Genomic DNA, 12682 nt, shown 5'->3' with positions numbered 1-12682 from the left:
CAAAACCAATTTACCAAAATGAAAAAAACTTTAGTATTTCTTTTTTTAATGACTGTCTTCAGTCCAAAATTACTAGCACAAACAAACGATACACTTGTAGCGTATTATGATAAGATCGAAAAATCTTTCAAATATGAATCCGGAAAAATCACTTTATCAGAAGGAGAAGGAATTCTTAATGTTCCTAAAGGATTTAAATTCCTAAATGCAGCGCAAACACAGGATGTTTTAAGCAACTTATGGGGAAATCCTGAAGATAAAAGCGTTTTAGGATCGCTTGTTCCTGACGGAAAAGGCGTTACACACAGCAACAGTTGGATGTTTGTCATTAGTTACCGCGGAGATGGCTTTGTAAAAGATGATGATGCCGGAGATATTGACTACGATGATTTGCTGAAAACAATGAAAGAAGATGTTCAGGCAGAAAATGCAGAACGCAAAAAAGGCGGTTATCCAGAAGTGCAATTAGTAGGCTGGGCATCAAAACCATATTACGACAATAATTTAAAAGTATTGCATTGGGCCAAAGAATTAAAATTCGGCACGGATGAAGCTAATACTTTAAACTATGATTTAAGAGTTTTAGGAAGAAAAGGAATGTACAATATCTCTGCCGTTGCAGGAATGGATGAACTTGCAGAAGTAAAAGCCAGTATTCCGGGAGTATTAAAAAGTGTTGAGTTTAATGAAGGTCATAAATACCTTGACTTTGATGCTGATACAGATACTGTCGCAGCCTGGACTATTGGCGGATTAGTAGCCGGAAAAGTTTTGGCAAAAGTTGGCTTCTTTGCAATCATTGCTAAATTTGGTAAAATCATATTTTTAGCGATTGCAGCCGGTTTTGCAGCTATAAGAAAATTTTTCTTTGGTAAAAAAAATCAGGTAACAACAAAAATACAAGAAGAAACAGCATCTTTAGAAGAGAACAATTATAAGGAAGAATAATTTTATTTTTTGTCATGAATCACCCGAATTTTCGCTAATTTTTATTCGCATTGAATTAAACATTAATTTGTAAAAATTTGTATAATTCGTGGCAACCTTTTGTTATTTCGTTTTAAACCTCTGAACCTTTGCAACTCTGAACCTTTGCAACTTTTAAAAAAAATCTCAGTACCTTAGCGCCTCAGAACCTAAGTACCTTAAAAAAAATGAAACAAATTACCTCAATACAAAATCCGTTTATAAAATCACTTGTTTTACTTCAGGAAAAGGCGAAAGCCAGAAAACAAACCGGAACATTTTTGATTGAAGGCCTTCGTGAAATTTCATTGGCAATAAAAGGCGGTTACGAAATAGAAACGGTTTTATTTTTACCGGAATTGGTTACTGAAAATCAGATTAGTAAATTGGTAGACACACCAGTTTCTTTAATCGAAATCAACAAAGAAGTTTATCAAAAATTAGCGTATCGCGATACCACCGAAGGAATTTTGGCTATAGCCAAAACCAAATCGATGTCACTATCAGATTTAAAACTATCTGATAACCCTTTGATTATTGTGGCCGAAGCACCAGAAAAGCCAGGAAATATTGGTGCACTTTTGCGTACGGCCGATGCCGCAAATCTAGACGCTGTTTTGATCGCCAACCCAAAAAGTGATTTATACAATCCAAATATCGTTCGTTCCAGTGTTGGCTGTTTGTTTACGAACCAAATTGCAACAGGAACAACAGCTGAAATCATTGCTTTTCTGAAAGAAAAAAAGATCAATTTTTACTGCGCTACTTTACAAAATTCAACCTCTTATCATACACAGGACTTTACTACTCCAACTGCTTTGGTTGTAGGTACAGAAGCTACGGGACTCACACAGGATTGGCGTGATGCTGCAACGCAAAATATTATAATCCCCATGCAGGGCGAAATCGACAGTATGAATGTCTCTGTTGCTGCAGCTATTTTAATTTTCGAAGCGAAACGCCAACGAGGGTTTTAGATTTTCGATTTATAAAAATCGCTGCGCTCTTTTTTATTGGAATTTAGAATTTAAAAAATCGACCTTTTTAGTCCCAAATCAACAATCCATTCTCTTGTGTATGTTGTAACTTATTACTATTTTTAGTACTTGAACCATGCCGTTATGATAGAAATAGACATTGAGAAAGAAAATAAAGCAATTGCCCAAGAGTACAAAGAACTACTTCGAATCAGTTATCAGACTTTAAGTCCAACAGACAAAAAACTTATCCGTAAAGCATTTGACGTTGCCGTTGATGCTCATAAAGAACAAAGACGTAAATCTGGCGAAGCGTATATCTTTCATCCTATTGCAGTTGCAAAAATTGTGGCTTCTGAAATTGGTTTGGGAGCGACCTCTATTGCTGCGGCTTTATTGCACGATGTTGTAGAAGATACTCCTATGACAGTCGAAGATATTGAGCGATTATTCAACCCCAAAGTAGCTCAGCTGGTCGAAGGTCTGACGAAAATCTCATTGGTACAAAAAGACCTGAATGCTTCGATGCAGGCAGAAAATTTCAGAAAAATGATCCTTACACTGAACGATGATGTTCGTGTAATTTTGATAAAACTGGCAGATCGTTTGCACAATATGCAAACCATGGACTCGATGGCAGAATACAAGCAGACCAAAATTGCTTCAGAAACACTTTATATTTATGCTCCCCTCGCCCATCGCTTAGGACTTTATAATATTAAAACCAAACTCGAAGATTTAGGTTTAAAATATACTGAACCTGCTGTTTATAATGATATTGTCAGCAGAATAAGAGAAACAAAAGAAGAGCAGGATGCGTATATCAAAGATATTTCAGAAGTTTTAAAGAAATCTTTAGACAATGAAGGTGTCGATTATGTAATCAAAGGCCGTCCGAAATCTATTTATTCGATTCGTCGCAAAATGCGCGCTCAAAATGTGAGTTTTGACGAAGTTTACGATAAGTTTGCCTTAAGAATTGTCTATAAATCAGATCCGCACGATGAGAAATTTGTCGCCTGGAAAATTTATTCGATTGTAACAGATCATTACAGACCCAGCCCGAGTCGTTTGCGTGACTGGATCTCTTCTCCAAAATCAACCGGTTACGAAGCGTTGCACATTACCGTGATGGGACCAAAAGGCCGTTGGGTCGAAGTGCAGGTTCGAAGCGAACGTATGGATGAAATTGCAGAAAAAGGATATGCAGCACACTACAAATACAAAAACGGAGCTACAGAAGAAAGCGGTTTAGATGTCTGGTTGAATTTACTTCGCGAAGCACTGGAAAATCAGGAAACCAATGCCGTTGACTTTGTAGAAGATTTTAAAATGAATTTATATTCAAAAGAAATCTTCGTTTTTACGCCAAAGGGAGAAATCAAATCGCTGCCTAAAGGTGCTACTTCCCTGGATTTTGCGTTTAGTATTCACTCCGAAATTGGAATAAAAACCAGAGGAACGCGTGTAAACGGTCGTTTGGTTCCGTTAAATCACGAATTAAAAAGTGGCGATCAGGTCGAAGTGATTACTTCTGCCAACCAAAAACCAACAGTAAACTGGTTAGAATATGTAACGACTTCAAGAGCCAAAACTAAAATAAAAAATGTTCTTAACGAGAACACCAAAAAAATTGCTGAAGAAGGAAAAGAATTACTTACCCGAAAACTAAGACATTTAAAAATAACGATCAACGAACAAGTTATCAACGAATTAGTAAACTTTTTTAAACTCAAAACCAGTTTAGATTTATTTTACAGAGTTGGAATTGGAGCGATCGAAAATCAGCAGTTAAAGGATTACGCAGCTCAAAAAAGCAATACGTTTATCAATTTCTTTAAAAATAAAATTAAACGAAATAAAGAAACGACCGCTGCAGAAGACATTCATAAACCTGTGATGAGCAGTAATTATGACATGCTGGTTTTTGGAACTGAGCACGATAAACTCGATTACAAACTTTCGCCTTGCTGTAACCCAATTCCGGGAGATGACGTTTTTGGATTTGTAACCATAAACGAAGGTATAAAAGTTCATAAAAAAGACTGTCCAAACGCAATCGGAATGCAGTCGAATTATGCGTATCGTATTATGAGTGCCAAATGGATTGATTCATCACAGGAAGAATTCAAAGCCATTATCAACATTACCGGAATGGATGTATTAGGACTTACAAACCAGTTAACAAGAGTAATTTCGAACAATATGAGCGTCAACATCCAGAGTATTTCGCTGAGTACAGATGCCGGAATTTTTCATGGTCAGATCGCTGTAATTGTTCAGAACAATACCATCCTGAAAAAAATGATTAATGCGATTAAAAAAATTGATGGTGTTGATAAAGTGACCAGAGAATACAGAACCTAAACTTTTTAACCTATCTATAAGGGTTTTATAACTAAACTTTAAACCCGAAACTTTTATTCATTAAAAATAAAAATTTATCTTTGCCGGATATGACACTCATTTCAACTGACAACACTAAAAATCAAGAAATTGTAAAAAATGTTTTTACAATGTATCTTGAGCAAAAAGGGCATCGCAAAACTCCTGAGCGTTATGCTATACTTCAGGAAATTTACGATAGCGAAGAGCATTTTGATATAGAAAACTTATATATCAAAATGAAAAACAAAAACTATCGCGTGAGTAGAGCTACCTTATACAACACGATCGAGTTATTGTTAGACTGCGCTTTGGTTAGAAAACATCAATTTGGACAAAATCAGGCTTACTACGAAAAATCATATTTTGATAAACAGCATGATCATATTATCATGACTGATTCTGGTGAGGTAATCGAATTTTGCGATCCAAGAATTCAAACCATCAAAAAAACAATCGAAGAAATATTTGATATCGAAATCACGAATCATTCATTGTATTTCTACGGAAACAAAAAGCAAAAACAATAATCCGGAAAGGCATTATTTAAAAAATAAAAAAAAAAGAAAATTAACTACATTAATCAGTAGGGCAACTCAAAGTGCCTCAACGCAAATTAAAACAGAATGACCGTAGATTTATTACTAGGATTACAATGGGGAGATGAAGGTAAAGGAAAAATTGTTGACGTTCTTACCTCTAATTATGATATTATTGCACGTTTTCAGGGAGGACCAAACGCAGGACATACATTAGAATTTGACGGAATCAAACATGTACTTAGAACCATTCCTTCTGGAATTTTTCATAAAAATTCAATAAACATCATTGGTAATGGTGTCGTAATAGATCCGGTAGTTTTTCAAAAAGAAATCGAAGGTTTAGCAAAATTCAACCTTGACATCAAAAGCAAACTGATCATTTCAAGAAAAGCACATTTAATTTTACCAACACACCGTTTATTAGATGCAGCATCTGAAGCTTCTAAAGGTAAAGCAAAAATTGGTTCTACTCTTAAAGGAATTGGACCAACTTATATGGACAAAACCGGAAGAAACGGATTGCGTGTTGGAGATATAGAATTAGAAGATTTCAAAGACCGTTACAGAGCATTGGCAGACAAGCATGAAGCAATGATTGCTTTTTATGATGTAGCGATTCAATACAATTTAGCTGAACTTGAAAAAGAGTTTTTTGAAGCTATCGAAGAATTAAAAAAATTAGATTTCATTGACAGTGAAGAATATATGTACCAGGCCCAAAAAGCAGGTAAATCTATTTTATGCGAAGGTGCTCAGGGATCTTTATTAGATGTTGATTTTGGAACTTATCCATTTGTAACTTCATCAAATACTACTGCTGCCGGAGCTTGTACTGGTTTAGGAATTGCTCCTAACAAAATCAAAGAAGTTTACGGAATTTTTAAAGCTTATGTAACACGTGTTGGTAGCGGACCTTTCCCAACGGAACTTTTTGACGAAGTTGGTGCTACTATGGCAAAAGTTGGAAACGAATTTGGATCTGTTACAGGAAGACAAAGACGTTGCGGATGGTTAGACCTTGTAGCTTTAAAATATGCTGTTCAGGTAAACGGAGTAACTCAGTTAATGATGATGAAAGGCGACGTTCTTTCAGGATTCGAAACTTTGAAAGTCTGTACAGAATACAACTACAAAGGACAAAACATTTCTCACTTTCCTTATAACATCGAGCCGGAAAACGTAACTCCTGTTTATAAAGAATTTAAAGGATGGAAAGCGGACTTAACGGGATTGACTACTTACGAGCAATTGCCAATTGAACTAAAAGAATATATTGAGTTTATTGAAGAAGAAGTTGGAGTGCCAATTAAGATTGTATCTGTTGGACCAGACAGAAAGCAAACAATAACAAAATAATACTTCTAAACGCTCTGATAACCAGAGCGTTTTTTTATACAAAAGATTTCTTATTATGAAAAATCCAGAAATTAAAGTTACCGAAACGAAATTACTTTCAGACAATTGGTACATATTAAACAAGGTAACTTTCGATTACCAAAAGAAAGACGGTAAAGTAGAATCTCATATTCGTGAAGTTTATGACCGAGGCAACGGAGCTGCTATTTTATTGTATAATACTTCAAAAAAAACAGTTATCCTGACGAGACAATTTCGTTTACCGACTTACCTTAACGGAAACAAAACCGGAATGATGATTGAGGTTTGCGCCGGACTTTTGGATCAGGACAATGCTGAAGAAGCCGTAATTCGTGAAACCGAAGAAGAAACTGGTTATCGTTTGCAAAAAGTTCAAAAAGTAATCGAAACCTATATGTCGCCAGGTTCCGTAACAGAGATCTTGTATTTATTTGTTGGAGAATACGACGAAACCATGAAAGTAAATGATGGCGGCGGATTAGACGCCGAACAGGAAAATATTGAAGTACTTGAATATACTTTTGAAGAAGCTTACAACATGATTGAATCCGGTGAAATTACAGATGCTAAAACCATTTTATTACTACAGCATGCAAAGATAAAAGGATTGTTTTAGAAATAAATGACAGAATTGACAAGATTAAAAATTTATTGAGGCAGGAAACAAATAAAAGTATTTACTTAAATAAATATTTTGTTTAGATTTTCCATACACTTACAATCAACTATATTTGCTAAAAAAAAGATGAATACAAGTTGGTCAGCTAATAATTGGGATATAGTAGCAGTAATTTTAGCTTTTATAGCTATTGTAGTTTCTGGATATACTTATTGGGATAGTAATTACTCATTTAAACTAAAATCCGCAGTCGGAAAACAAGTAAAACTTTATGTAACAAAAACTGATAACAGCATAATACCGGTAATTTTTGCAAATATTTCACTATTTAATAATGGCGGTAAAACCGAGTGTCTAGATGATGTGAAATTGGTGGTTGAAATTTCAACTGGTCAACAAAAAGAAAATATTGATTTTGTTACTATACGAGAATACACAGATATATTTAATGACTCAGCTACTATTACTGAAATTTTACCCATTGTAGTATCCGCAAAGAGTACGACTGTAAAAAGGTATGTATTTGCCAAGTTTCCAAATATTGCAAGATATAATGCACCACATAAATTTAAAATCAAATGCACATTATTTGTGCAATTTAAAGGTGAGTGGATTAAACAAAAAACCTATGAGAGCAACGAGATAAGTGATGTATGGGAAGATCTTGATTCCAACATTTTTAAAAGTAAGATAATTGATATTTTTGAAGAAAAATAATCTAAGACCTCTAAATATTCTTTAAATTAAGCTCAATTCTTTTTCAAATGCGTTGTAATGTAAATCTCGAAACCAATTCAAAAAATTGTGTAATTCATTATACCGATGATTAAAATAACTTTACATAAATAAAAAACCAGTTTTATGAAAAAGTTATATTACACATCCAATATCGTACTTGTATTAATTTTAGTTTTATTAGGTTCATGCAAAAAGAATGAATCAACTGAAACCACAGAAAAAGCAAAACCAAAAAAAACAATTGAGCATACAAAGCCTAAATCTGTTGCCTATCATTTTGAAAAAACAAAAGAATGGCTAAAAACAAATGAATCTGACAGCGCTAAACTTCGTATTGCTTATGCGCTAAACAGAACGGATAAAGCAAACTTTTCAAAATTAGACTCAGTTGTAATTCCGGCGGATTTTACGGGTGATATCGTGTACTATCTTCCTTTTCCGTTACATGTAACTGCTTTAGAAGAAGTTTCTAAAGTAATCATTTTCTCTTATCCGGCTCAGGCATTTGCTGCTTATGAGAATGGTGAATTGGTCTATACAGGTCCAACTAATATGGGAAGAAAAAAAGATCCTACTCCAACCGGATTATTTTTTACCAATTGGAAAGCTGAAAAAACAACCAGCACTTTTAATGACGAATGGGACTTAAAATGGAATTTTAATATCGAAAATAAATTAGGTGTTGGTTTTCACGAATATGCACTGCCGGGTTATCCTGCTTCACATTCTTGTTTACGATTACAAGAAACTGATGCTAAATTCCTTTACAAATTTGCCGATGAATGGATATTACAAGACAAGGAAAATGTAAAAGTAAAAGGAACTCCGGTAATTGTTTTTGGAAGTTATCCTTTTGGAGAACCAAAACCATGGTTTGAATTAGTCAAAGATCCAAAAGCATTGGACATTTCAGAAGCTGAAATAGAAACACAAACAAAACCTTTTATACCAAATATTTTAGAAAATCAAAAAGTCAGAGCGTCAGAACAAACCGCTACTCCATAAATACATTGTTATCCAAGGAAAAGCTGCTATTATAATTTTGACGAATTATGGTAGCAGTTTTTTTTTCTTTAATGCTTTTATGCCACGAAGGCGCTAAGACACAAAGTTCTTTTTACTATTTAAATTTGGCTAAAGCCACTTATAACTAACTCTTACAAAACCTCGAGCGAAAACGGGAGGCTATTCTATTAAAACCTCAAATAAACGCACTGCTGTGCTTCTCTACCTTAACCTTTGTCCCTCTACCTCTTTGAGCCTTTGAACCTTTTTAACAATAAATAAGCGAACGTTCATTTATTATTAATATCTTTGCATCATAATTAAGTAAAATCATGAGAACAAGAGATATCAATAAAGAAGAAATCGTCAAACAAAAAGCTATTGAAATGCTGGTTTCACAAGGTGTCGAAGGATTTGGAATGAATCGGTTAGCGAAAAAATGCGGGGTTTCTGTAGCAACTCTTTACATCTATTATTCCGATAAAGAAGATCTAATCAGGAAAGTTGGAATCGAAATTGGCAAAAATTTCTTCGAAGAAATGCTCGTCGGTTTTTCTCCCGAAATGCCCTTTGTTGATGGGTTACGCAGGCAATGGGACAACCGCTCTAAGTTTGCTATTAATTTTTCTTTACAGACTACTTGTTTCGAGCTTTTAAAACATTCTACTTATGGCGATGCTATTTTAGCAGAAATCACAACAGACTTTAAGGAACAAATGTCAAAATTTATCACAAAGGCAATTGAAAATAAAGAACTTCTTCCCATTACTTTCGAGGTTTTCTGGAGCATCGCTTACGGATCTCTTTACTCGCTTTTAGAACTTCACAGAGAAGGCAAATCTATGTCAGGGAAAGCTTTTGTATTTACTGAGGAAATTAGGAATGAAGCTTTTAATTTGGTTATAAAAGCTTTGACTCCCTGATTAAAAAATCAATTTCAATTTCAAAAATTAATATGAATTGCAATGTTAATTTCAATAACGGTATCAAATTCAAACTAAAAAAATCAATTAAATAAAAATCAAATGAATACTTCACTTATAAAAAACAAAAAAATCGCCATTATTGGCGGCGGACCTGTTGGATTGACAACAGCGAGAATTTTACAAATTAACGGTGCTGATGTAACGGTTTATGAAAGAGACCTGAATGCTCAGGCAAGAACCTCGGGCGGAACATTGGACATACATGCTGATTCAGGACAAAAAGCGATCCTAAAAGCGGATTTAATGAATGAGTTTTATCAATACGCAAGACCTACCGGAGAAAAAATGGCGGATATGCACGGGAATATTACTTCGGAAGAAATGCCTACTGAAGAGAATGCTTATTCAAGACCTGAAATTGACAGAAATGATTTGAGAAAAATCATGCTGGAAAATCTACAGGAAAAAACCGTAGTTTGGGACAGTCAATTGATCGATATAGAAAAAGTTGAAGAACAATATCATCTGGAATTCAAAAACGGCAATACAACAACTGCTGATTTTGTAATTGTTGCCAATGGCGGTAGATCAAATGCCAGAAAATTTGTAACCGATAAAGAACCTCAACTTTCGGGAACTTATATTATTCAGGGAGAAATTGAAAATCCGGATCAAGATTATCCTGAATTCAAACTTAAATACGGTGATGGAAATGTAATGGCAATGGGGGAAAAAAAAATGTTTTATAGCCACACTTTACGCGATGGTTCTGTGCATTTTGGTGTTTCTTTTAAAGCAAATGAAGAATGGGTTTTAAATAATGGAATTGACTTTGAAGACAATGCTTCTGTAATTGCTTTTCTGAATAAAAAATTCGAGAACTGGAATGAAGATTATAAAAAATTCTTTAACGCTTCTACAGATTTTTGGGGATTGCCATTACGCTTGTTCTCTTTAGAAGAATCCTGGAAAAACCATTCAAATATTACACTTGTTGGCGACGCGGCACACTTAATGCCTCCGTTTGCCGGCGAAGGTGTAAATATGGGATTAATGGATGCGTATCAATTGACAGAGAATTTAACTAATGGCGAGTTCTCAGATCTACAATCGGCAATTGATGATTATGAACAAAAAATGTTCGGTTATGCTTTAGAAGCACAACGTACAACTTACCAAATGGAGGAATTACTGCATTCAGATGTTACAACTGAGAAAATCCTGAATAGCCGTGGCGGGGTTTAATATTTTTTTTTACCATATAAGCGATGTAAGTTCATTTAATCTGAAAGTCAATAATTTGTGCGTGATTTTGTGATATGACAAGATTGCGCCAAATCTATTAAGTAAAAACAAAAAAGGCATAAGAATCAAACTCTTATGCCTTTTGTTTTATAATGAAAACTAAAAATTATCTTGAATAATTTGGAGCTTCTTTTGTAATAGTAACGTTGTGTGGATGACTTTCTGTGATTCCGCTTGACGTGATTCTAACAAAACGTCCGGTTTCCTGCAGAGTTGGAATATCTTTTGAACCGCAGTATCCCATTCCGGCACGAAGACCACCAACAAACTGAAGCATACTTTCGTTTAATTCCCCTTTGTAAGGAACACGACCTACAATTCCTTCCGGAACTAATTTTTTAACGTCGTCTTCAACATCCTGAAAGTAACGGTCTTTAGAACCTGTTTGCATTGCCTCAACAGAACCCATTCCGCGGTAAGATTTGAATTTTCTTCCTTCGAAGATAATAGTTTCTCCCGGAGATTCTTTTGTTCCTGCTAATAAAGATCCTAACATTACACAGTCAGCACCTGCAGCGATCGCTTTAGGAATATCTCCTGTATAACGAATTCCACCATCAGCAATAACCGGAACTCCGGTTCCTTTGATAGCCGCAGCTACTTCAAGAACTGCTGAAAACTGTGGAAAACCAACACCTGCAACGATACGGGTTGTACAGATAGAACCAGGTCCGATTCCAACTTTTACACCGTCTGCACCGTTTGCCACTAAATATTTAGCTGCTTCCGGAGTTGCAATGTTTCCTACAATGACATCAATATTTGGGAATTTTGATTTTATTTCTTTCAATGTATTTACTACACCTTCAGTATGTCCGTGAGCAGTATCGATAATGATAGCATCTACTCCGGCAGCAACTAAAGCTTCTGCTCTTTGAACCGCATCACCGGTAACACCAATGGCTGCAGCTACTCTTAAACGACCAAAAACGTCTTTGTTAGCGATTGGTTTTTGAGTCAGTTTTGTAATATCTCTAAAAGTAATTAAACCAACTAATTCATAGTTAGCATTTACTACCGGTAATTTTTCGATTTTATGTCCTTGTAAAACTACTTCGGCTTGTTCTAATGAAGTTCCTTCTGCAACAGTAACTAAGTTGGTACTGGTCATTACCTCAGCGATTGGTCTGGCTCCGTTTTTTTCGAAACGCAAATCACGATTGGTAACAATTCCTTTTAGGATTTTGTTTTCATCAACGATTGGGATTCCGCCAATTCCAAATTCTTTCATGGCATTTTTTGCATCTGCAATTGTAGAATTCGTTGGCAAAGTTACCGGATCGATAATCATTCCGGACTCAGCACGTTTTACTCTTCTTACTTTCGCAGCTTGCTGCTCGATAGTCATGTTTTTATGCAAAACACCAATTCCGCCTTCTTGTGCCATAGCAATTGCCATAGAACTTTCTGTAACAGTATCCATAGCAGCTGATACTATTGGAACGTTAAGTGTTATATTTCGTGAAAATTTTGATTTGATACTCACTTCGCGAGGAAGCACATTCGAGTAGTTAGGTACTAATAATACATCGTCGTAAGTTAAACCTTCGCCGATAATCTTGGAGTTGTGTGCTATCATGTTGCAATTTCTAGTTGAATTGCGTGCAAATATAGTGAATAAATTGGAAACTTGAATACTAACTTATTCATAAATTTAACTTTACACGAAACTGGCTACAAAAAAGACCTCTCCCATTTTGAACCATATAAGTAATATAAGTTCATTTAATTTCTCTTAATCTGAATAATAAGGTTGATCCGTTCGAGCGTACCGAGGCTTCGGGCAATGTCATTAAGTTAAGTGGGAAATCTATAAAATTACTTAACAGTTTAGACAGTAAT

11 protein-coding genes are annotated in these 12682 nt (G+C 35.0%); 10 read left to right on the top strand and 1 reads right to left on the bottom strand.

What is annotated here, in order from left to right:
* Positions 1-18: 18 nt before the first annotated feature.
* The 10 genes from B0A67_RS15300 to B0A67_RS15255 all read left to right on the top strand — a co-directional run bounded on the left by B0A67_RS15300 (position 19) and on the right by B0A67_RS15255 (position 10780).
* Positions 19-948: a DUF2167 domain-containing protein gene (locus B0A67_RS15300; RefSeq protein WP_072956570.1), complete on the top strand. Its 930-nt coding sequence runs from the start codon at positions 19-21 to the stop codon at positions 946-948.
* 206 nt (positions 949-1154) lie between these two features.
* Entirely contained in the window at positions 1155-1943 is a 789-nt protein-coding gene (locus tag B0A67_RS15295; RefSeq protein ID WP_072956573.1) for a TrmH family RNA methyltransferase, read from the top strand.
* Positions 1944-2087: 144 nt separating this feature from the next.
* Positions 2088-4310 carry a RelA/SpoT family protein gene (locus B0A67_RS15290; protein WP_072956576.1) on the top strand — a complete coding sequence of 741 codons (2223 nt, stop codon included), beginning with the start codon at positions 2088-2090 and terminating at the stop codon, positions 4308-4310.
* Between the two features lie 89 nt (positions 4311-4399).
* A complete protein-coding gene (locus tag B0A67_RS15285) occupies positions 4400-4858 on the top strand; it encodes a Fur family transcriptional regulator (protein WP_026981862.1) in 459 nt (152 codons plus the stop codon).
* A 96-nt stretch (positions 4859-4954) separates the two neighbouring features.
* Complete coding sequence (locus tag B0A67_RS15280) at positions 4955-6226, top strand: adenylosuccinate synthase (RefSeq protein WP_072956580.1); 1272 nt, start codon at positions 4955-4957, stop codon at positions 6224-6226.
* 55 nt (positions 6227-6281) lie between these two features.
* Positions 6282-6863: an NUDIX domain-containing protein gene (locus B0A67_RS15275; protein WP_207557347.1), complete on the top strand. Its 582-nt coding sequence runs from the start codon at positions 6282-6284 to the stop codon at positions 6861-6863.
* A gap of 129 nt (positions 6864-6992) precedes the next feature.
* Positions 6993-7583, top strand: coding sequence for a hypothetical protein (locus B0A67_RS15270; protein ID WP_072956586.1), 591 nt, complete (start codon positions 6993-6995; stop codon positions 7581-7583).
* Positions 7584-7727: 144 nt separating this feature from the next.
* Positions 7728-8609, top strand: a complete 882-nt coding sequence (locus tag B0A67_RS15265; protein ID WP_072956589.1) for a L,D-transpeptidase — start codon at positions 7728-7730, stop codon at positions 8607-8609.
* 332 nt (positions 8610-8941) lie between these two features.
* Positions 8942-9532, top strand: a complete 591-nt coding sequence (locus B0A67_RS15260) for a TetR/AcrR family transcriptional regulator (protein ID WP_072956593.1) — start codon at positions 8942-8944, stop codon at positions 9530-9532.
* Between the two features lie 102 nt (positions 9533-9634).
* The gene (locus tag B0A67_RS15255) at positions 9635-10780 is read left to right on the top strand and encodes an FAD-dependent oxidoreductase (protein ID WP_072956596.1); all 1146 of its coding nucleotides are present in this window, start codon (positions 9635-9637) and stop codon (positions 10778-10780) included.
* Positions 10781-10946: 166 nt separating this feature from the next.
* On the opposite strand, the gene guaB is transcribed toward B0A67_RS15255, so the two are convergent.
* Complete coding sequence (gene guaB / locus B0A67_RS15250) at positions 10947-12419, bottom strand: IMP dehydrogenase (RefSeq protein ID WP_072956599.1); 1473 nt, start codon at positions 12417-12419, stop codon at positions 10947-10949.
* Between the last annotated feature and the right edge of the window lie 263 nt (positions 12420-12682).

It is taken from the genome of Flavobacterium aquidurense, from assembly GCF_002217195.1.
GTDB classification, from domain to species: Bacteria; Bacteroidota; Bacteroidia; order Flavobacteriales; family Flavobacteriaceae; genus Flavobacterium; species Flavobacterium frigidimaris.
The sequence above is the reverse complement of the archived record's forward strand: the minus strand, read 5'-3'. Positions and strand labels throughout refer to the sequence as shown.

Coding starts and splice junctions, on each gene's coding strand:
- B0A67_RS15300 (WP_072956570.1), top strand. CDS start 19: ATGAAAAAAACTTTAGTATTTCTTTTTTTAATGACTGTCTTCAGTCCA.
- B0A67_RS15295 (WP_072956573.1), top strand. CDS start 1,155: ATGAAACAAATTACCTCAATACAAAATCCGTTTATAAAATCACTTGTT.
- B0A67_RS15290 (WP_072956576.1), top strand. CDS start 2,088: ATGATAGAAATAGACATTGAGAAAGAAAATAAAGCAATTGCCCAAGAG.
- B0A67_RS15285 (WP_026981862.1), top strand. CDS start 4,400: ATGACACTCATTTCAACTGACAACACTAAAAATCAAGAAATTGTAAAA.
- B0A67_RS15280 (WP_072956580.1), top strand. CDS start 4,955: ATGACCGTAGATTTATTACTAGGATTACAATGGGGAGATGAAGGTAAA.
- B0A67_RS15275 (WP_207557347.1), top strand. CDS start 6,282: ATGAAAAATCCAGAAATTAAAGTTACCGAAACGAAATTACTTTCAGAC.
- B0A67_RS15270 (WP_072956586.1), top strand. CDS start 6,993: ATGAATACAAGTTGGTCAGCTAATAATTGGGATATAGTAGCAGTAATT.
- B0A67_RS15265 (WP_072956589.1), top strand. CDS start 7,728: ATGAAAAAGTTATATTACACATCCAATATCGTACTTGTATTAATTTTA.
- B0A67_RS15260 (WP_072956593.1), top strand. CDS start 8,942: ATGAGAACAAGAGATATCAATAAAGAAGAAATCGTCAAACAAAAAGCT.
- B0A67_RS15255 (WP_072956596.1), top strand. CDS start 9,635: ATGAATACTTCACTTATAAAAAACAAAAAAATCGCCATTATTGGCGGC.
- guaB (WP_072956599.1), bottom strand. CDS start 12,419: ATGATAGCACACAACTCCAAGATTATCGGCGAAGGTTTAACTTACGAC.